We start from the raw sequence: 22801 nt of genomic DNA, 5'->3' as shown, positions 1-22801 counted from the left end.
ACAAGGCGTACCTTAATTACTAAAATATGCGATTAACGTCCAAGCTCTGACGATTAATGGCTGTAGCGAACACCAAAATAAAACCGTCGGCCATTCTGATAAACCCCAGTGGGTGCATAGTGGTTCCGTTCGTAAATATGTGTAATTTCATCAGTAAGATTAATAGCTTCAAATACCAAATCTAGATGGTTACTTACTTTAAAAGTCAAGTTGCCATCAAGTTGACCAAAATCATCCATTATTGCTTCACCGACACCTGTAGCAAAGTGGGTTCGATAATTATAAGCTAAGCGTGCACTGAGCCATTCATTGTCATAGTAACTTGTTAAATTAACCGTGTGCTTTGAGGTTCCTGGTACATAATTTTTACGACCCGTTGAGCTATCGGTGCGATTACCATCGACGAAAGTGTAATTAGCAATCAGACCAACGCCATAAAATAGTTCTTGTTGATAGCCTAATTCAACACCGCGTATTGTGCCACCATTCCCATTTATAGGGCGGTCTATGGTCATGTTTATGCCTTCATGTTGTTCAATGGTTCGCTTAAATTCAACAAATGATTCAACGTCTTTGTTAAACAATGCCATCGAAAGTAGGGCGGCATCATCAAAGTACCACTCTAGACTAAAATCGAATTGGCTGGCACGGTAGGGATCTAAATCTGGATTACCACCTTGGCCTTGCGCCTGAGTGACATTGTAGTTTGTTGAAGGCATTAAGTGGTTGTATTGTGGGCGCGACATAACCCGAGCAGCACTAATCCGTGTTATAAGGTTTTCAGTCAGATCGATACTCACATTGACGCTGGGAAGTATATCAACATAGCTTTTTTTATGCTGTTGCCATACAAAGTTTTGTTGCTGTGAAATTGCTGACCCAATCCGTTTGTACGCGCTGGCATTTTGCTGAGTGTTTACCAGCCTTAGCCCGAGGTTCGCGCGGTAATCTTGCCCTTCTAGCATTAATTTAACATAACCTGCTAAAGTGCGTTCCTGAATATCAAATCGACTTGCTTTTTCTTCTTGTTGGGTAAAATCTATATTTTTAAAATCATTCGATAATTTATTAATGTCTGCATAGCTATATTCTTTTAATGTTTGTGCATTACCAATGTCAGCTAAAAACCCTGTAGGCAACTGACTCGGGTAATCTGCCAAGGTCCAATCTAGTTGTTGTGCTAAGCCATCAAAGGCGCCATTAAAAGAACGGTAGCGAATAAAATCACGTTGGTGATCGCGGTATTTAGCGCCCAGTTTAAAAGCGCTAATAATTGAATGATCAACCACTCGCTCAAAATCTCCTTGTAGGTATAACTCTTGATCATTTGAGTCTTGGCTATCATTACGGGCTTCAGTTAATTGCCACGCCTGCGCATCAAGTGGTGATACGTCGTAGTTTGCGATTATATTTTTGTTCTGACGTGTATCAACAGTAAACGCCGTATTAGTTGAAAACTGAGAGGTGTAATCTTGTTTAGAGCCCCCTCCGCCTTTGGTGAAACCTACTTGATACTGGTTTTGCCACAAATTAGCTTGCTGAGTTACTAATAAGTGCAGGTTGCTGGTATCAATTTGTGACTCACGCCAAATTGCTTCCATGGCAGTACTAAAAGGTAGATTTTGGGCATTATTTTCGGGAACTTTTGAATATTCAGCGTATGCAAGCGTACCATCTATGATCACTGGATCATTTATGTGGCCGCCTCTTGCAAATACGGTGCTTGGTTGCCATAAAAAATTTTGATTACTATTATCTGCGCTAAGTACTGAATACAAAGTGTTGAGCTGGATGTTCCAATCAAGGTTTGGTTGGTATTCGATGCTTGCTGTTGCGCTAGTTAATATTCGCTGTTGTTGAAAAATAGCGGAGCCACCACCACCTGCGGTCCAAATATTTTTTATATCTGCATTTTCATTTGTTGTCGGCGTCAGCTGGTTTTGCGAATTTTTATTATAGTTTCGTTCGTGCCAGCCCCACGATTCAAGACCATCACGGCGTAAAGAGCGATGATTGCGAGTAAATGTGAGGTGTATGCCGAGATCTTTATCTGGGTTTTTCCAGCTATAAAAAGTATTTAGTAAAGGATCAAACTCACCAGACAAGTCGTTGTATTGCATTTGTACATTAACCACAAACGGATTACGCTGTATGTGCAAAGGACGCTGGGTTTTAATATTAACTGTTCCACCTAACGACCCTTCATTGTGGTCCGCTTGCGGCGTTTTATACACTTCTAAAGATGTAACGAGTTCTGCAGGTAATAATGTGTAATTGAACCCTCTATTTGGCTGTGTAGAGATCCACCAATCAGCCGAGGCTATGGACTGGCCATTTAAGAATGTACGATTTTGTTCTGGTGTAGTGCCTCTTACACCAACGCGCTCACCTTCCCCTTGTGCTCTTGAAAGTGAAATACCCGTCACCCTTTGGAGTGCTTCTGCTACATTTTTATCAGGAAATTTCCCGATGTCTTGTGCGCTAATAGTATCTATAATAGATTGACTGTCGCGCTTATCTAAAAGAGACTTGACAGCGCTGTCATGGTAACCCCTGATTTGAATGGTTTCTAAATGATTAGGGTTTGTTTTTGGGTCTGTTTTAGCCATCCCTTGGGCCGTGAAAAAGACACTGAGAATAAATGTTATGTTAACAAAATTTATGGTTTGTATTGTCATATTCAACCCAACTAAAACAACATGAGAAAATACTAATTATGAGAAGTAGTTTTAAAATAAGTACATCGCACTTTGCTATGCTATTGTGTACCGTATTTGCCTATAATACGCTTTATCCGCTTATTTAACCATAGATTAACCTGTGTAAAAACCAAACAATGTCAAAAGCAGAGCCAAAACAATTATTACTCAACGATGTACTTATTGATTTTGCTTCCTTAAAGATAAAGGTGGCGGGAAAATGGTGTGCTATTGAGGCTAAACAGTTGCAGTTACTGCGGTTGTTAATTGCACAAAAAGGGCAAGCAGTCACACGGGATAAAATAATGGACGCTGTTTGGCCTGATGTTGTTGTCAGTGATAACTCAGTCAGTCAGTTAGTAACCCAATTGCGAAAAAGTTTATCTGATGACAAAAATACCGCGTACTTTATCCGCACAATACCACGGGTTGGTTATCAGCTTATTGCACAGGTGAATGATGCGCCAACGATTTTAGAAAAGGTTGTGCCAGCGAGTCCACGTACTTCTGCGTTGTTTATTGTTGCCGGGCTTGTATTGGGTGCGTTGTTTACTTTATTAAGCCAATATTTATTAGCTCCCGAGCAGGCGAGGTTAGATTATCAATATCAATCACGATTAACATCTGCTCCTGGCGCTGAGGTGTTTTTGCGCTATTCACCCAATGGTCGATATTTGGCATTTAGTCAATCAAACGATCAACAAAGTCAGTTTGACTTGGCTGTATATGATAATCAAAGTAAAACAGTTCATAGCATCAAAAACTCAGGTTATTCAGAGGAAGCACCTGTTTGGTCACCTGATGGAAAGTGGTTAGCTTACTTTAGATATGACCCAATTAGCTGTGATATTCGTGTTATGTCAGTTGCAAATGCTATTGAGACTTGGCGTCTAAGCCCTGAGTTTAGGCTTACTCGATGCCAGCAGCGTCATGGCCCAACCAAATTGCACTGGGTTGATGAGCGCACCATTTACACAACACATTGGCAAGATGAGCAACCGCGTTTAATTAAGTACACATTATCACTTACTCCCAGCCCTAAGTTAGAAGCTCAACAAGTGGTAGGGGACTTTAAGCCATTAGCATTTGATATTAGTGTTGATAACACGCTGCTTATACTAGAGAAAAGTGCTGGCTGGTATACCCTTAGTGAAGTGGATTTAAATACAAAGCTTGAACGAAGAGTAATAAAGCGAAGTCGCCACTCGCATGCGCCATTACTATTAGACAGTGAACGCGGTTATTATTGGCTTGGTGATGATGCGTTAACGCGCTATGGATACGATGGTAATAAGCAAACTGTTCATGAACCCTTAGGATTTATTGCCGATATTAGTATAAACCCGCAAACCGGAGATATTGCACATGCTGAAGGGCAAGCTCGCATTAACTTGTATCAAATAGAATTAGATTTGAATACAGAACAATTACTTAAAAGTGCTCAGCAGTTATCATCTTCATCACGCATGGATATGTTGCCTGCGGTGTCGTTAGATGGTCAACAAAGTGCCTTTATTTCATTGCAAAAACGGGGGATTACAGGGTTCACTCACAGTGAAGTATGGTTAAAACATAAACAACGTAAAAGTGCTAATTTAATTGCAACTTTGCCCAGCGATATAACGCCTAAGTATTTATTATTTTCGCCAAATGGTGACAATATCTTACTTGCTGATCAGCTCCATAATATCTATTTGATTAATACCTTTTCTCGGCGTTTAGTACCTATTATTTCTGGTTTTGAACAACTAAATGGTGTTCATTGGGCACAAGATAGTCATAGTATTTATTACCAAGCAAAAAACCCGCAAGGGCAATGGCAAGATTGGCGTTATGACATTCAATTAACAAGTAATACCTTAGTAAAAGACAACGTGCCGCTGGAAACGCTTGATGATGACCATTTACTTTGGCAACTTAATGCTTCATACATTGAATACGAGAAGCATGTCTCAAGCTTTTTAGCCGCAGCACTTGAACAACAACTGCCTTCTTTATCGCTTTTTAAGCCTGCGGTGTTTAATGGAGGGGTTTATTATGTGCTTAGACAAGGGCATCAGCTACGTTTATATTGCTATTTGACGACACAAAAACGAAATGTGTTCATCAAAGAGCTTGGTGTATACGGCTATGACTTGGATATTAATTTAAACATAAGTAGTTCCGCTGATGGAACGCATGTGGTGTTTAGCCAAGTGGATGGTATTGAAACCGATATTTTGTTACACAAAGCAACTAAGGCTGAGACGCAATAAAGGCGTCAATATTGCCAGTAAACCAGTTTCTACTTTTTGCTTCATTTAATGCTTGCAGAGCGATTCTTTTAGCGGCTTCTGGATCTCTTTTCGCTATGATTTTGGCTTGTATTAATAGCAGAGGGGGGTGCGTGGGATCATCAGCTAAAGCTGATTTCAATGCTCTTTTTACAGCACTTACATCAGCATCTTCGAATGAGTAAAGCAATTTCGTCAGCTCTCTCTTAGCACTAAATAGCCCTTGCTTTGCAGCGGCAGTTAGCCACTTTAGTGCTTTATTCGGCGCATAATCGAGGTACTTTTTATCTAATAGCTCTCGGCCTAATCGATATTGAGCTTGGGCTAAGCCATTCTGTGCAGCAAGTAACACCCAGTTGAGGCCTTTTTCTCTTTCTACTTTGCCGTACTCCCCACGTAATAAATTAGCACCAATTCGGTACTGTGAATTGGCATAGCCATTCGTTGCGGATTTCAACAGTAATTCGTCACTGGCATTACTGTGTTGCCAATGGTACTTCAACAAGCGCGTTGCATTATATTCATCCGAGCTTAGCCAATTTGCAATATAATATTGCACAATGGCATTACCTTGTTCTGCCTCATCAATTAAATCCGTAATTTTTTCATTGTATTGTCGTTGCTGGCTTTTAAAGCTTTGCGCGTATTGTTTACCTTTAAACGTTGTGAAGTGGTAAATTAACGACCTGTTGTAGTATGGTAAGTGTTCCTTACTGGCTTGATAATGCCAACGTTTGACAGCATTAATAATTGCTTTATCGAAGGTTTTTTCAGGGTTAGAGTCAATAATAGTAATGTCGGTAACCGCGCCACTTTCATCTATGTCAAATTCAAGCCAAACCCAGCCCTCGATACCATTTTTATAGGCATGCTCTGGGTAGCTAGGTTCAACCATGTAATCACGCACAATTGAGGAGTTAAAAGTTTCTGTACTATTGAGTTCAGGCCTAAGTTGTTCGTTGTACCACGCAAAACTTAGCTGTTTTAGCAATGCATTATAGGCATCATTAAGTGGTTGTTGATTAGGTGTTTGATTAGCAATCAGCATGGCTGTATCACGGGCATCAACTAAGCCAAAATCGGCAGCTAAGCTAAACCATGCATAGGCTTGCGCTGTATTTTTTTCAACGCCTTGGCCGTGTAAATACATTACTGCAATATTATAAATAGCATCGGGGTTGCCAAGTTGCGCAAGTTGTAAAAATTCTTGTTTAGCTTTTGAAAATTTGCCTTGGTGGTAATCAAGCGTTGCACTAAGAAGGTCTGCTTTAGCGTTAAACCCAAACAGCAGCCCACACACAAAAATACACACTTTTAAAAATAAAAAGCATGGTGTAGGTTTGGCTGAGTAGTTATATATTTTTGCTGACACTTAATAAACTTGCGCTATTGCTAACATATACTTAGTGGTGTTTTTACTTACTGATTGTACTTGTTTTGTTTATTATTACTAGCGCGATTATGCGATGTGTTTAATAAAAAAAGCAGGCAACCAAAAGGTTGCCTGCTTTAAACCCCTGGGCATAGGGGCGGCCATCCTTGGCGAGAGTCGATGACCTGTGTTAGCTAGGAATATCGACTAATTCGTTATTAAAAATTGAAACGAATACCAGCAGAGAAGCGACGTCCATCAGCATAAACCCCAGTTAAGGCTTGCTTAACGCCTTTTTCTTGGTAGCTAAATGTATGTTCGTCAGTTAAGTTTGTCGCTTCAAATACAGCCGTAATGTTTTCTGTGACGTTGTAGTTAAATGTTGCATCAACTTGACCATATGCATCTTGGTAACCAGGCCACGCTCGGCCAGTGTCATAGCCTGTGCGATAGTTATACGAAATACGACCACCAAATGTTTCTGATTCATAATAAGTACTGATATTGTACGTATGATCTGAAATACCCGGAATTAATACGTCATTGCCTTGCGTATCTTTAGACTCACCATCTACAAATGTGTAGTTAGCAGCAACGCCAAAACCTTGTGTGATTTCGGTTTGAAAGCCAAGCTCCAAACCTTTCAATGTGCCTGAAGGGCCATTGACTGGGCGGCTAATTTCAATTCCAGTACCATCAAACACTTCAGTTTGTGTGTTGTTGCCTAATGTAGATTGTAAATCTTTATAGAATAATGCTGCTGAGAAGATACCAGCGTCTGTAAAATACCACTCATAGCCAACATCAAATTGTGTGGCTCGGTATGGGTCAATATTTGAGTTACCGCCAGTTCCAACACGCGTTTCAGTATTGTATGTTGTAGCATTCGTCATAGCGGCATAGTCTGGGCGTGTCATTACGCGTGCAGCACCAATACGAAGCAACATGTCATCATTAAGATCAATAGCAAGGTTTAAGCTTGGTAAAATATCAAAGTAGTCAGTTTCTTCTTCTTGCCATACTTTTGCATCTGCAGGGCCTACATACGCACCTGTGGTTTGTTTTGTCTCAACTAAACGAACACCAATATTACCGCGCATACCTTCAACATCTATATCTGCTTTTACGTAACCTGCAAAAATGTTTTCTTCGATCGCAAAGTTGCTATCAAATAATAAGCTGTATTGCCAATCAAGTGCGTCACCATCTTTACGGACTTTTGCTAAGTCGGTCATTGCGTAATTGCTCAGAGTGCCACTGCTTCCGATCCCTGATAAAAAGTCACTAGGTGAAGCATTTGAATAGTCTGCTAAGCTCCAATTTAAATCAGTACGTGTTTGAGATTGTAAGCGAACATTTTCACGCTTGTGGTCGCGGTATTTTACACCAAACTTGATTTTGCTAAACACAGATACATCAATAGCGCGTTCAAAGTCGGTTTGAGCATAATATTCTTTATCAAGCGCATCATTTGAGTCATAACGAAGGAAGCCTAAATCCCATTGTGTTCCATCTGCAGGGTTTTTAGCATAACTTGTTTCAATACTTTCGACATTGGCTGCATTAAAGCTGTGCTCGGCATTGCCTTCCCATCCCACACTTCGGTCAGTTTGTGTACCGCCAGAGCCCTCTGTTACACCTAAGTGATACGATGATTTCCAGATTTCACCTTCATGGATAAGCTTTAAATCATATGAATTAGTTTTTAATTCCGAGTTACGAACTTTCGTTTCATCAAGAATATTATTACCGTCAGGAGAGAGGCCAAATGTACCAGCTTGCGCGAATTTGCCTACTTTATCATGCTGAACAACATCTAAAGACGTGTATTTTGAATTACCGTAGCCTGCTAGCCATAGGAAGTTTTGATTCGCGTTGTTAGCCTTCATTGTCGAATTAAGCGCATTGAAAGTCACATCAATATCATCAGTAGGGCGGTATTGTAATGTTAAGTTAAAACCTGTTCTTATGCGTTCTTGGGTGAACATCGCTGAGCCACCGCCACCTGGCGTGTAAACATCATCAATTTGTGTGCCGTCTTCTAAGGTGATATCACGGTGCGTCCAGCTCCAAGCCTCGATACCATCACGACGTAGGTTACGTACTTGTTTAAATACAGAGACAAGTGCACCTACTGTTTCTTCATCATTTTTCCAGCTGTATAAACCAGCAAGCTGTGGATCTGTTTCACCGGACACTTCACTGTGCTGCATTAAAATTGAACCTGCCACTTTATTGGCTTCTAAATCGAGTGGCTTACGCGTTCTTACAATAACAGTACCACCGATTGAACCCTCATCAATATCAGCTTCAGGCGATTTATAAACTTCAAGACCCGATACAATTTCAGATGGCAGCATTGTGAAGTTAAAGCCACGGCTTGCAGATGAATCTACCCACCAATCAGCAGAGCCAACAGCCTGACCGTTGAGTAAGGTACGGTTTTGATTTTCAGATGTACCACGAATACTGATCCTTTCACCTTCGCCAAATGCGCGGCTCATTGAAACACCTGTGATGCGTTGCAGTGACTCAGCAACGTTTTGATCGGGGAACTTACCAATGTCTTCAGCGGTTACAGCATCCACGATTGTGTTTGCATAACGTTTAGTATTAAGTGACTTAACAACACTACCACGAATACCACGTACTTGAATAACTTCAACTTCGTCCGTATTTTGTGCTTGTGCGCTGTGTGCTACCATCGGTAAGCTTAATGCTGATGTGATAAGTGATGCACTTATAGCCAGATGAAGTTTATTCATTTTTATATTTGTCATTTTCGATTCCCCTTGAATCAACACTTCGTTTTTAATGTTTAACGGTATGGCTCAAAGGCCTGCTTACATTGCTTTATGACACAGCCTTTATTAACCGATTCACTCCCCCAAAGCAGTAAGTTAAATGTATGGCAATAACAGTTACTAACTTGGGTTTGTTTTTCTATTAAACGCCTTTTGATTAAACGAGTCTTGAAACTATATGAATAGTTGTGAAAGTTACGAAAATGATAATGAATTAAACTGAATGTTGATTTTAAATGATATAAAACAATAGGTTAAGTTTTTATGTGTTTTTAATTTATTTTAATAAATTAAATTTACTTAAAGGATTTAGAGTTATATTTAGAAGTGTTTCACATCTAGTAATGTATTTCTTAGCTAAATAAAAAAAGATATGGCATCAAAACGTATTTAGCTGAGCAATGTGTTACTCGTTAAATAATTTAAAGTAATACTGCGGTTGTTGTCAGGCAACTATCCTAATGTAGGGCTTTCTATAGGTAATTTGATGTGTTCGGTTTGATAGATGGTTACTTACTAAGATACTAATTTTAGAGTAAGAGCACCTAAAGGATAATGCGGATGGAAGTATATTTTGAATGCTTAGTGGCAATTGAGCTTTGACGAATCAAGCGCTAAACCCCATACGAGTATAGGAAAGTTAAATAACCTGAACTCTGGATAATAAATCTATCTCCAGCGGCTACTTTCAACGCTAACTGCGTTGAATTTACTTGCAATAGGCTAGCTATTGACGCGTAAATTCGCCTGGTTATCGCTAAAAGTCTCCGGCTGGAGACTAATAAATATATTTGTGATTTAATATCAATACATTAGTACATCTCTTAACCAGAGTTCAGGTTAAATAGATGCTTAGCTTACGCTAAGCATTTTTTATAGGCTTTTCTTTGGAGGGAGTGCGACGTTGGCAAATATTAACCCTGCAACCAGCGACATAAATATTAAAAATGTTTGCTGTCCAATATGATCAGCATAGACAAAGTCTTGCCCTTCAATCAAAGAGTTTAAGCCGATATAGGTTTTACTACCCGGTACTAATACAATCAGGCCTTGCATGGCGACGATAGAGGCAGGCGCATTAGCGACGCGGTTAAATAGATTACTAAAAACACCCACTGAAAAGGCACCTATAAATGTACCTAAAGTATAATCTAAGTTTAAATAGATGGCTGGGCCAACACTGGTTCCGTAGGCTATAAAGCCAGAGGCAATTGACCATGCCGCATGCTTTAATTTTGTTCTAAAAATAACGATTAAGCTACTACACAAAAGCAGAATTGCAAGCCAAGCAGTCCACTTTGGGAGTGGTTCTGGTGGCACAAAATCTGTTTGTCCAAACAGCGCAAAGCCAATTGCCAGACCGATAAATGCACCAAAATAAAGCTTAAATAAAAGCATAAACGAATCCATGACTCGTGCAGTACCAGAAACTAAGTGCCTTGCAGCAAGCTCTGCTAAACCAAGTGCTAATGCAAGCCCAGGTATAAAGACAATTATAGCGGAGAGTACGATAAGGCGAATATTGATCTGTGCGTCAATATAAACACTAATTGCACAAGCCAATATTGCTGAAATAATAGCTACCAGAGGTTCAAGCATGTGCCCAACGCGTTTTGAGCGCGCTGACCAAAGCACAAATAAATAAACGATTAGGGTCAATAAGCCTGACCATAGAACATCATTCCAACTGGTTCCCATCAACATGGCAAACGCACCGCCAGAGGTTGCAAATGCAATACCTGTTAAAACTCGGTTGTAGGGGGCTGGGGCATCAAAAATGATGTCAAGTTGCTCATCGACTTCTTGTAGTGTTAACTCTTTATTGAGCAACTTATTAACAAGATCATCGGTGTCAGCCAATGAGCCAAGATCGTGATCACCCGGCTCGACGCGTGCAACGTGAGTGTATTCATCTTCGTGACCATCTGTCCATATTACGAATGTCACAGAAGTTGGTGACATAACGAATGACGACTTAAGGCCTAAGTAAGTGGCAATTTCCATTAAGTGAGCTTCAAGACGGTACGCAGGAGTGCCGTACTTATGGAGCATTTTGCCTAGCTTTACTATAAATTTTCGTTTTTCAGTAAACGTTGCGGTTTTCAAGTGAGTATTGAACCAAAATTTAAATTATTCAGTTAAAAAATATAGACAATACATCAAAACTTGCCTAACTTGTTTTGCCGCGATTTTAAACACATATAAACCTCTGTCTAGTTTTTTTTATTTGTTTTTTGCTTCAATCCACTGCGCCATATACTGAGTACTTCGCATTGTATGATGTTTAAGCATTTGTCCAGTAAAGTTTGCCTCTCTGTGTGCTGGTAAATCGGCTTCAATAGCCGTTACTTTATCAATAAAGCGCTTTGCTAACTGCGCTTTATCATAATGAATATTCAGTAGCGTATGCGCATTTTTTTGTGCGTTTAAAAAAGTACATTCATCTTGATAAAGTGAAACAGCTGCGTTTGCAAATTCTTGTGGAGAGTTTTTTATAATACCCGGCCAAGGAAGTTCGCCATGCATACCTTCACTGCCAATTGAAGTGGTAACACTAGGGGTCTGCATTATCATGGCTTCAAGTAATTTACCTTTAATTCCGGCGCCAAAACGCAAAGGAGATAAACAAACTCTGGCGTCTTCCATTACTTGATAGGCGTCAGTGGCCCATCCTTTTACTAAAAAGCCCGTTTTAGGATTATGAAGTGCGGTAGCCTTAGGGGGTGGATAAGAGCCATAAATATGTAGTTCAGCAGTGGGGAGCTGTTTGCGAATTAGTGGCCAAATTTTTTGTAAATAAAGCACTGCATCCCAATTAGGAGCATGACGAAAATTACCTATCGTCATAAAGTGTTGTCGCTCTGTAAAGGACTTTGTTTGAGTAGGCAGTGATGCTAAGTCAACCATGAAAGGTAAATGGTGTAATAAGCGACTATCAACATTAAATACATCAGCCAACAGCGCCATTTCATAACTTGAAATAATCAAGCTAAGGTCGCATCTTAAAATAGCCGCTATCTCACGTTTTGCGATATCCGAGTGTAAATCACTTTTACTAAATGCCCGCTTACTTTTATGGGCATCGTGACGTGCATTTCTCAAACACTGCAAGTCTTCAGTGTCGAGTATTTTTATGGCATTAGGGCAATATTTGTCAATGCGCCAACCAAACTGTTCTTCCATCATAAAACGGTCAAACATAACAATGTCAGGGTTATATGTTGTTACATAGTGATCGAAGCTACCGCAATTAAGAGCAATTGTTTGTGATGAAACCCCATGTTGTTCTAGGTTTTCCATATGTTCGGTTTTTTGAGCTGGACTTGCAAATTCAACCTGCCAATTCTGTGCTCTAAACGCGTGTAGTAACGACATCATATGCATACCCGCAGCGGATGAATTTGGCTCTGGCCATACATAGCCAATAACTAACACTTTTTTCATTTGCTTGAATCTCTAATTTGTAAATTTACATCAACCAATGTTCGCAAAGGCGCGGTATTAGAGCTAAGCAGCTCTTGTAAAATTTGGCAACTGCGCCTACCAATCTCATCGGCGTTGATACAAACAGTACTTAATGAAGGGGACATTAATTTAGAATCGGTCAGATCATCAAATCCAACTACCTTTATATCTTTACCCACCGTAAGCCCAAGCTGTTGTATAGCTTCAACAACCCCGTAAGCAATAACGTCGCTAAAACAGATAATGGCTTTTATGTTTGGTTGAGCGCAATACAGTGTATTAAATGAATCACGACCGCCTTGTCGGTTTGTAGGTGCTTGAATTACTGGCTTATCTTCATTGATATTGAACTGTGCAAGTGCAGACTTAAACCCACTGAGACGTTCTAGATGGTCAGAAATATCATCTGTTCCCCCTAAAAAAGCAATGTCAGTGATGCCTTGTTCAAGAAGGTGCGCCGTAGCAATGTGTGCGCCTTTTTTGTTATCAGGTAAAATAGTGGGGGCGTTACTAAATGCCACTTCACGCATAATATTGATAACTGGTGAACCACTGGCAATAAGGTTGTCTACCCAAGATTGTTCTGTCCCGGGTGCAGGGCACATTATAAATGCGGCGACATTGTATTCTTTTAGTGTTTTGACAATGTGTTGCTGGCGCTGCCAATTTTCAGCCGTATTTACGACCATTGGCAGCATCCCCATGTCGTAAATATAACCCTCTAGGCTAACCGCTAATTGGGCAGAGTAGGGGTTGGTTAAATCATTGATTACTAGTGCAACTAAATTAGAGCGTTTCCCTCTTAAAGCAGCAGCATCACGGTTATAAACATAACCTAACTTATCAATAGCTTGTAAAACTTGTTCTTTGCGTTTAGTACTGACTTTAGTGCTTTGTGTGAGTACTAAAGACACCGTTGATTTTGAGACTTGAGCTTCTCGCGCCACGTCAAAAATAGTGACTTTATCGGTTTTTTTATTCATTAATTGTTTTTAAAGAGGTACCGTAATCACTTAGTTTAACTTAAATTGAGCGATAAAGTCAGTAAAGCTTGTATTTAACGAAGGCTGTTTGTACTTAAAATCAGTGATTAACGTAAAAACTTTATGCGCTTTGCAAATCATGCTTATATAGCGCTACTATTTTAAAAATAACAAAGGAAACACTATGAGAGCAATGTTGCTTTTTTTTGCCCTGATAATAAGTTTCGGGGTAATTGAAAACGCCCATGCGAACGAAGGTTACCAAACTCCCTCAAGTGATCTCGCTGCTGTGGTTGATGCGAAATTAGCACCGAGTAGCTATTTATCATCAGATGGTCAGTGGCTTGCACTATTTGATCGTAAACGAATTGAATCACTTGATGACCTTGCTAAAGAAGAATTTAAGCTTGCAGGAATTAAGTTAAATCCGGCTAACTTTTCTCGCTCACGAGCGCGTACAAAATTTAATGCATTGACTTTAAAACATATTGAAACAGGTAGCGTAATTGAAGTTAACAATATTCCTTCAGGTATTATGCGTTCTCCTCAGTGGTCATCAGACAGCCAGTACTTAGCATTTGTTTTAGAGCAAACAGACCAAGCTAACTTATGGCTATACAATACACAAACCAAGCAAGCTCGCCAGCTATCTGACATAGCATTAAATTCAGTTTTAACGAGTCGTCCATATACTTGGTTGCCAGACAGTACAGCAATTGTAGCTAACACTGCGGTAAATATTGGTAAGCAAAGATTAACCACGGACACACAGAGTGTTGTTCCAGTGATTCAGCAAAGTACAGGTGAAAAAGCTCCTGCGCGTACTTATCAAAATTTATTAACCAGTCCTTTTGATGAACAACAATTTAAGTTTTATGGGCAAGGTCAATTAACCTATATCCCGCTCAGTGGTATTGCACGTGCAATTGGTAAGCCAGCTTTGTTTAAGTCATTTTCTGTATCCCCTGATTCAACGAACCTATTGATTGGAAGTATTGATGAACCATTCTCATATCAAGTACCGTACAGCCGTTTTGCAACAACGTGGCAAATTTGGGGAATGCGCGGTTATGCATTGGTTGAGTTAGCAAAACAGCCATTGGCGGATAATATTCCTCAAGGCTACGACAGCGTACGTGTTGGTCGTCGTGATTTTGAATGGCGGGCAGATCAAGGAGCTGAAGTGATTTGGGCTGAGGCACAAGACGGCGGCGATATGAAAACCGAAGTGACCCATCATGATTATTTATATAGCTTACGCGCTCCTTTTAAGCGTGAACCTAAATTATTTGCAAAAGTAGAGCGTCGGTTTGCTGGGATTGAATGGGCAAACGATAATGTGGCTATGCTCAGTGATTGGCGCTTTAGCGACCGCCAAGTTCGCACGTTTGTGATACAACCACGCAACGCTGACAGAAATCGAACGCTGTTTTCACAGCGTAGCTACAATGACGCTTACAAAAACCCAGGCAGAGCTATTTATGAGCGCAATGACTTAGGCAGTAATGTAATTAAAGTCGTGGGTGGGCGCTATATGTATCTGCGAGGCAATGGTGCTTCTGAACAAGGAAATGTGCCTTTTTTAGATCAATACGACATTAAAACAAATACCACAAAGCGATTATGGCAGTCTAAAGCACCTTATTACGAGCGGGTTCGTGCCATGCTTGATGATAAAGGTGATAAGCTAATAACTATTCGTGAATCTAAAACAGATCAGCCAAACTTCTTTATTAGAGATTTAAGTGACGATACGCTCACCCAGCTAACGACATTTGAGCACCCTTATCCTGCATTTAAGGGGGTTACCAAAGAGCTTATCCGTTATAAGCGCGATGATGGTGTTGAGCTCTCTGGCACACTGTATTTACCGCCAGAGTATGATAAAACACAAGGTACGTTACCTGTCTTGATGTGGGCATATCCACTAGAATATAAAGATAAAGCAGTGGCATCTCAAGTACGTGAATCGCCTTATGCATTTACCTATATAGGTTATTGGGGACCAATGCCTTACCTTGCTAAAGGGATTGCGGTATTTGACGATCCGAAAATGCCAATCGTTGGGGTAGATGGCAAAGAGCCTAATGACTTATTTAGAAAGCAACTGGTCTCTAGCGCTCAAGCTGCTGTAGATGTACTCGTAGAAAAAGGCATTGCCGATAAAGATAGCATTGCCATTGCAGGTCACTCCTATGGCGCATTCATGGTGGCAAATTTATTAGCTCACAGTGATTTATTTAAAACAGGAATCGCACGAAGTGGGGCTTATAATCGCACACTCACGCCATTTGGTTTCCAAGGTGAAGAACGTGACTTTTGGCAAGCTCAAGATGTATACGCAGCGATGTCACCGTTTTTTCACGCTGAGAAAATTAACGAACCAATGTTAATGATCCATGGGCAAGAAGATCCTAATTCAGGCACCTTCCCTATGCAAAGTGAGCGTATGTATGCTGCTCTTAAAGGCTTAGGCAAAGAAACGCGTTTAGTGATGTTGCCTTACGAAGCCCATGGCTATAAAGCGCGCAAGAGCTTATTGCATGTTTTGTGGGAGCAAGAGCAGTGGCTTGAAAAATACTTGCTAAATGAAAGTGATACACAAGTAAAGGGTGAATAACTATTACTTTAATCGAGGCCGTGAGCACAAGAAGATCCACTCTTAATCTCACGGCACCTTCCCTATGCAAAGTGAGCGTATGTATGCTGCCCTTAAAGGCTTAGGCAAAGAAACGCGTTTAGTGATGTTGCCTTATGAAGCCCATGGCTATAAAGCGCGCAAGAGCTTATTGCATGTGCTTTGGGAGCAAGAACAATGGCTTGAAAAATACTTGCTAACGGGTGAAGCACCTGCTGAAGTTTCTCAAGCGCAATAGTGTATTTATGAAAATAAGCGCGGCAGATGAAGTAAATTCTTAGAGCCGCGCTTGTTTTATGTTGTTTTTGAGCAATGCAACACTATCATCAACATTCAACAAAGCATATTATTGCAATATAAAGTCATCAATTGGCTGCTTTGTCAGCTTACCTATTTGCATAAAAGTGAATATAATCGCACCAACTAGTAACACCATTGTAGGCGCTACAATGACCGGGTAACTTAACCATGTCATACGCCCCAATTCTTCTGCATAGGCCGTAGTGCCAGGCATACTTACCACAATGGCTTTGGCTAAAAAGTAATTAAGTGTGGCAGATAAAAAGAACGCACTGGCAACAATAAACCCAGCTAAACGCATTTTTGCATCAAATACCGCAGTGTTATTTTGTTGCTCAAGCGATTGAGTGAGTTTTTCTATATCTAACAGTTCAGGGTTAATCAATAACTTGCGGATGAGTGGATACGGCGTGTATTGGCTCACTAACACAATAATACCGATAATTGCAGGTACCATTGCTTCTTTAATAGCGATGTACTTAGGGTCAAGTTCAAATAAGCTAATTCCCCCAGTTAATAGCACACTAATAATCCCTAAAATAGAGAAAAAATTAACTTTTCCAGATTGCTTGAGCTCCCATAAGCCGAAAAATAACGGAAATGCGAGTGCAACAACAACTGCCCAAACAGGGCCAAGTGTATCCGGTGTACTAAAACGGCTTAGAATAACCGCAGGTAAAATAATATTAAAAATAAGGTTACTGAAAAAATTACTTTTCTTTTTTTGAGTTGTCATAGGTATATTTTTCTTACTTCAATTGGATTTAGTATATACATATCTGCCAGTAAGATACATATCTCTAATTTTTACATTCCTATATAAAGACTAGTTTAGGAAATACGCACTACAAGTTTGTAAAGAGAATCTAAAGGTCAGTTAAGCACAATAAAAACATAAGATTAATTGACCTTTAATAGAGGGTGTCTTATTGTTAAAAACGACTTATTTTGTTTTGTAAACAAGGAAAGAAACGGTTGAAATTCCTACGAAGATTTCACGATATTGTATCTGATCAAACTCAAAGTTTTGATGATAAAATTTATAGTTTATTGAGGTTTGGGCTCGAAGTGTTCGAGCTTGATATTGCAATTGTGAGTAAAATAGCCGAAGAGTCTTACCTCGTTAAGTATGTAATCACACCCGATGACTCATTACCGGTTGGCACTAGCTTTGAGTTATCTGGAACTTACTGTCTTCACACACTAGCGGCTGACGGTGCACTGGCGTTTCACCAAGCATCCACTAGCAGAATTGCAAACCATCCTTGTTATATAAATTTTCAGTTAGAATCGTATATTGGCGCCCCTATAAAGGTGGGAGCAGACACCTACGGCACAGTTAATTTTTCCGCATCTAAAGCATCTAAACCTTTTACAGAACAAGCGTACGACTACGTTGAACTATTTGCACAGTGGCTTGGGGCTGAGTTTGCAAGACGAATGGCAGCGAAGCAGTTAATAAAAAATAACAACACACTGCTAAAGCTTGAAAATGTGGCAAACATTGGTACGTGGGAGGTGGATTTATTAGATAAAAAAGTAACCTGCAGTGATCAAGTCAGACGGATATATCAAGTTCCTATGTCATTTCAACCAGATCTTAAATCAACGACTGAGTTCTTTAAAGCTGGAAAAAGCCAAGAAGACATAAATAGAGCCGTTGAAAAGGCCATGACATTGGGTGAAAAATGGCACTTAGAGCTTGAGTTGTTGACCGCGAAGGGTAAAAATATTTGGGTATCATCGTTTGGCGAGGCTGAATTTGTTGATGGCAAATGTGTTAGATTATTCGGCACACTTCAAGAGGTTACAGAGTCAGTTGAATTGAGGCTTGCGTTAAAAAACAAACAGGCTCTCGCGCAAAGAATGCTTGAAGACAGAAGCATGTTATTGGCAAAGATAAGTCACGAGTTACGTACACCGCTCAATGGAATCACAGGTATGTTGACGACTTTGTTAGGTGAAAAAGATGAAACCCGACGAGTTGAAAAATTAAAAGTAGCTCTAAGGAGCGCCGACATATTACTGAATATTATCAATGAAGTAATGGATTTTTCAAAAATAAACCACGGTGAATTAAAGCTCGAGCCCAATCATTTTTTATTAAAAACTATTTTTGTTGATTTGATCTCCCTATACATCCCATTATTTAAAGCAGCAAAAGTTGAATTTAAAACCAATATTAATGTTGCTGATGATTGTTGGGCATACTGCGATAACACGAGATTGAGTCAAATTGTCTCTAATTTATTAAGTAATGCGCTTAAATTTACCGAAGTTGGCTGTGTTGAGTTTTCAGTGATTGCAGTGAAATCGAATAACGATTTATTACTTGATATCAAAGTTAGTGACACAGGAAGAGGAATGACTGAAGCATTTCTAGAGTCACTTTTTTCTCCGTTCACGCAAGAAGTGGATAGACAAAAAAGCGTAGGGGGCAGTGGCCTAGGTTTAGCGATAGTCAAAGAGCTTGTTGAATACATGAGTGGCTCTATTAATGTGGACAGTACTTACCGCCAAGGCACTACTTTTTCCTTGCAAATCCCCTTAAAGGTAGGCAAAAGGCAGGACGAGACGTTACAAGCAAGTGATGGCACGATAGATACTAGTTGTTTATCTGTGCTGGTGGTTGATGATAATCAAATCAATCGACTCGTTTTAGATGCATCGTTAGAAAAACTCAATATAAAAGCTGATATGGCCGTCGATGGTCAAGATGCGGTATTTAAATGTAAACAGCATAAGTACGACCTCATATTTATGGATTGCGTTATGCCTGTGTTAGATGGCCTAGAAGCTACGCAAATATTGAGAGAACAAAATATCAGCACTTTTGAAGACACGCTCATTGTAGCTTTAACAGCCAATACGTCTGCAACCGATAAAATAGCATGTAAGGAAGCTGGCATGGATATGTTTATATCAAAACCATTTAAGTTGCATGCAATAGAAGAAGCGGTAAAAAGAGTGATAGAAAAGCGAGCATCAAACAAAGCGTAAACGACACACGTCTACTTTAATGTGATAAGTGCTATGAATCTACTTAAACCACCTCAATATGCTAGCTTCAGTTGTAATTAAAAGCGATTTAGGCAAGGCATTTATTTCAGGTTATATTGGTTCTATTTTTAAAATCGATAACGCAGTATAAATTACTTTTAAAGCAACACTCTGGGCGTTTAGCAGGTACTTGCTCTCATCGTTGTAACTTCCTAACAGGGACTGTCATTATTGCAAAGTAACGCCTTGATATTAAGCACCTGTGTAACGCCGAATTCTATATCTTGAGTAATACACCTTTGCTTAGCTGTTTCAAGCGTTTAATATAGAAAGTTGCGTTTATAGCTGGTGCCATTAAAGAGCTGAATCGAAACGTTTCGGCCTGTATTGGAGTGACTGTTTTTAAAGATAACCCCAATTCTGAGCAGCTCATTCAATAAGCAGAGTAAGCAATGTATAAAGCATTTGACTGAAATCATTTTGCATTTAAGTAAAAGTTAGCTACTTTTTGAATTGGACATAGAGCTACCAATAGAAGCTACAATTACCAGCAAAATTGCGAGCCACTGCCACACACTCAACATTTCTGCAAGAATTATAAAACCAGCTAATGCAGCAACAGCTGGCTCCAAACTCATCATAATGCTAAAACCTTGTGCAGGCATATTGCGAAGTGCGACCATTTCTAGCGTGTAGGGTAGTGCACTTGACATAATTGCTACTAAAAACCCAAGCGGAATAACTTCCCAACTCAGTAAAGCTAAACCTTGATTAAATGCGCCATAAGGCACAAGCACAATGGCAGCAACGCTCATTCCCAATGCAACCGTCATTCCGCCTGACCCCTGATTACCGGTTTTTTTGCCAAACAAAATATAAAAGGCCCAGCATGCACCCGCACCTAAGGCTAAGATTACACCTAAAGGGTCTAAGCGTTCTTCACCATTCATATCTGGCAGAAGCAAAACTATGCCTGTTATTGCACATGCCACCCAAAATAAATCGCGTTTTTTTCGTGAAGATAGTAAGGCCACAGCCAAGGGGCCTGTGAACTCAAGAGCAACAGCAATGCCAAGGGGGATAAGCTCAATGGCATAGTAAAACAAAATATTCATGCCTCCTAGGCTTAAACCATAGACTATGACAGGTACGCGCTGACCTAAAGGAGGAAACGATTTCCAAGGTTGAAAGACAAGGCATAAAATAGCAGCAGAAAAACCTAAACGTAAGGCGGTGGTGCCTTCAGGACCAATCAAAGGAAACAGTTTTTTTGCAACTGACGCGCCAGATTGAATGGTGATCATTGCCAGTAATACGCAGATCACAGCAATTAAAAATGAGGGCATGATTCGAGACATATTTAATATAAAAAAGTAAAGATGACGATGGGCAGAGTGTACAGATTAAAATTAGAATTTAATATATTTGCGATAAGCGTCAGTAAAACAAACGAGCGGCTAAGTTAAAATTTAACCGTTCGTTTTTGTATAGATCTGTAAGAGTTATAAAAAGCATTTGTGCTTTATTGCTAGGTAAGCTTGAACTTACTAATTTGAGTATTTAGGTTAACCGCAACTTGCGCCAACTCGCTTGAGGAAGAAGATATTTGCGCAGTTTGAGATTGTGATTGTACGCTAGCATCTTGGATCCCAGTTAATCGCTCGGCAATATCTTCTGTAACTTGTGCTTGTTGTTCAGATGCTGAAGCTATAGTTCGGTTTGCGTCAGAAATTAAACGCACTTGATTGCTAATTTCTTGCAACATATCACCCACTTTCTCAGAATTACTAACCGCATCTTTTACCCTTTCATCACTATTGCGGATTCGTTCAGTCACTGCGTTGCTGGCAGATTGCAGGCTGTTAATCTTGTCTTGAATTTCAACGGTAGATGCCTGAGTTCTGCTTGCTAGCGTGCGCACTTCATCAGCAACAACTGCAAAGCCTCGTCCTTGCTCGCCTGCGCGTGCGGCCTCAATGGCAGCATTTAATGCTAGTAGATTGGTCTGCTCAGCAATATTACTAATTACGTTTAATATCACAGCTACCTCGTTAACAGAGGATTCTAAGTCATTTAAATCATTAATTGATTCAGTCAAAATAGCCGCAACCGATTCCACTGATTGAATGCTTTGCCCGACTACATTTATGCCCAACTGTGTTTTACTATCCGCGTCACTAGCATTTTGCGCTGCTTCAGAGCAGTTTTTAGATACTTCTTTAACAGCAGTAGAGTTTTCATAAACTGAACTTGAGATAATTTCAATCGCCTGACTTTGCTCATCGTTAAGCGTTTTTGCCTTATGAGCTATAGTATCTAGTTCATTAGCAGCAACTTGAGCTTGTTGAGATTGTGAATGTATTTCAGATAGTAATGCAGCCAGTTTATCTATCATTATATTAAAACTGGCTGACAGTTCTGCAATCTCATCCTTCCCAGAATGAATGATTTTACGCGATAAGTCTCCATTAGCGATACGTTGTGCCTCGCGGACTAATTGTGCAGTGGTTTTTATTACGCGTTTTTCCAGTTGTAAATAACAGGCAATTAAAATTGTGATGATGATTAACACCATCACGATACTGATAAAGCTTAAGTTGGCTACTCGGTTATTATTGGTTTCGACTTCATCTAAACTACTTTTTTCTGTGGCGGCTAAAAATGCTTGAACAGGCACTTGTATTTTCGACACTTCTCCCATGTAAGCTTGATCTGTTAGCAATTTTATTGCTTGTATCCATTGTTCTTGCTCTGTCGGACTCAATGATGCAGGAGACTGGCCAGCAAAACCACTGACCATTTGAAAAGCGCGTTCCTCAGTGTTGACTAAATTCATTGAGAGTGAATTGGATTTGTCTAACAATGCCAGTTCGTTAGTACCAACATGGTATTCTTTTAAGCGTTCAATGTACGATTTTTTACGACCATCTAGCCAAGCTTCTTTACCCTGGATTTGATTTACTAATTCAATATATTGATTTTTATAGCTGGGCTCTAATGTTACAACATATTGGCGAGCAAGCTCAGTTAAGCGTATTGAATTGGAAGATGAAAGTTTGGCAAAGTGACTGAGATGATAGCGAGTTTGCGCAGATTGTTGACTGTCGGACAATCCAGATTTAAGCAGTAAAATAATTACCAATAGCCCTGCTGCAATTGTAACTGCTGTAGCAAAAACAATTCTTAGCATTAGTCTTATCGTCAAAATTGCCTCCAATTTTTTTAACGCATACTTAATAACTATAGAATAAAATTCGAAATAACCTA

Annotated in this window: 13 protein-coding genes; 4 read left to right on the top strand and 9 right to left on the bottom strand. The window is 39.8% G+C overall.

Annotated features, from left to right (window positions below):
• Positions 1-53 precede the first annotated feature (53 nt).
• A complete protein-coding gene (locus tag ACFI4Z_RS13000; protein WP_462670959.1) occupies positions 54-2609 on the bottom strand; it encodes a TonB-dependent receptor in 2556 nt (851 codons plus the stop codon).
• A 227-nt stretch (positions 2610-2836) separates the two neighbouring features.
• Here ACFI4Z_RS13000 and ACFI4Z_RS12995 point away from each other — a divergent pair, with 227 nt between their 5' ends.
• Positions 2837-4954, top strand: coding sequence for a winged helix-turn-helix domain-containing protein (locus tag ACFI4Z_RS12995; RefSeq protein WP_462670958.1), 2118 nt, complete (start codon positions 2837-2839; stop codon positions 4952-4954).
• Here the strand turns inward: ACFI4Z_RS12995 and ACFI4Z_RS12990 are convergent.
• The 5 genes from ACFI4Z_RS12990 to ACFI4Z_RS12970 form a co-directional block, all read right to left on the bottom strand.
• On the bottom strand, positions 4935-6344 hold the full coding sequence (locus ACFI4Z_RS12990) for a TonB family protein (protein ID WP_462670957.1): 1410 nt from the start codon (positions 6342-6344) through the stop codon (positions 4935-4937). The two genes, ACFI4Z_RS12995 and ACFI4Z_RS12990, sit on opposite strands and share 20 nt — an antisense overlap.
• A 218-nt stretch (positions 6345-6562) precedes the next feature.
• A complete protein-coding gene (locus ACFI4Z_RS12985; protein ID WP_462670956.1) occupies positions 6563-9124 on the bottom strand; it encodes a TonB-dependent receptor in 2562 nt (853 codons plus the stop codon).
• 897 nt (positions 9125-10021) lie between these two features.
• Positions 10022-11254, bottom strand: coding sequence for a threonine/serine exporter family protein (locus ACFI4Z_RS12980; protein WP_099296696.1), 1233 nt, complete (start codon positions 11252-11254; stop codon positions 10022-10024).
• 117 nt (positions 11255-11371) lie between these two features.
• Positions 11372-12592 carry a glycosyltransferase gene (locus ACFI4Z_RS12975; RefSeq protein WP_462670955.1) on the bottom strand — a complete coding sequence of 407 codons (1221 nt, stop codon included), beginning with the start codon at positions 12590-12592 and terminating at the stop codon, positions 11372-11374.
• A complete protein-coding gene (locus ACFI4Z_RS12970; RefSeq protein WP_462670954.1) occupies positions 12589-13596 on the bottom strand; it encodes a LacI family DNA-binding transcriptional regulator in 1008 nt (335 codons plus the stop codon). Before ACFI4Z_RS12970 ends, ACFI4Z_RS12975 begins: the two co-directional genes overlap by 4 nt.
• Before the next feature lie 193 nt (positions 13597-13789).
• Here ACFI4Z_RS12970 and ACFI4Z_RS12965 point away from each other — a divergent pair, with 193 nt between their 5' ends.
• Positions 13790-16216: a S9 family peptidase gene (locus ACFI4Z_RS12965; RefSeq protein WP_462670986.1), complete on the top strand. Its 2427-nt coding sequence runs from the start codon at positions 13790-13792 to the stop codon at positions 16214-16216.
• 64 nt (positions 16217-16280) lie between these two features.
• Positions 16281-16472, top strand: coding sequence for an alpha/beta hydrolase family protein (locus tag ACFI4Z_RS12960; protein WP_462670953.1), 192 nt, complete (start codon positions 16281-16283; stop codon positions 16470-16472).
• 108 nt (positions 16473-16580) lie between these two features.
• Here the strand turns inward: ACFI4Z_RS12960 and ACFI4Z_RS12955 are convergent, their stop codons facing one another.
• Positions 16581-17270 carry a VC0807 family protein gene (locus ACFI4Z_RS12955; RefSeq protein WP_462670952.1) on the bottom strand — a complete coding sequence of 230 codons (690 nt, stop codon included), beginning with the start codon at positions 17268-17270 and terminating at the stop codon, positions 16581-16583.
• Between the two features lie 239 nt (positions 17271-17509).
• Here ACFI4Z_RS12955 and ACFI4Z_RS12950 point away from each other — a divergent pair, with 239 nt between their 5' ends.
• A complete protein-coding gene (locus ACFI4Z_RS12950) occupies positions 17510-19534 on the top strand; it encodes a hybrid sensor histidine kinase/response regulator (protein WP_462670951.1) in 2025 nt (674 codons plus the stop codon).
• A 497-nt stretch (positions 19535-20031) separates the two neighbouring features.
• Here ACFI4Z_RS12950 and ACFI4Z_RS12945 read toward each other — a convergent pair whose 3' ends face one another.
• On the bottom strand, positions 20032-20880 hold the full coding sequence (locus tag ACFI4Z_RS12945) for an EamA family transporter (protein ID WP_462670950.1): 849 nt from the start codon (positions 20878-20880) through the stop codon (positions 20032-20034).
• A 182-nt stretch (positions 20881-21062) separates the two neighbouring features.
• On the bottom strand, positions 21063-22739 hold the full coding sequence (locus ACFI4Z_RS12940) for a methyl-accepting chemotaxis protein (RefSeq protein WP_462670949.1): 1677 nt from the start codon (positions 22737-22739) through the stop codon (positions 21063-21065).
• Positions 22740-22801 lie beyond the last annotated feature (62 nt).

Source organism: Pseudoalteromonas sp. RWi3 (assembly GCF_054960735.1).
This window is presented reverse-complemented; position numbering and strand designations above follow the sequence as displayed.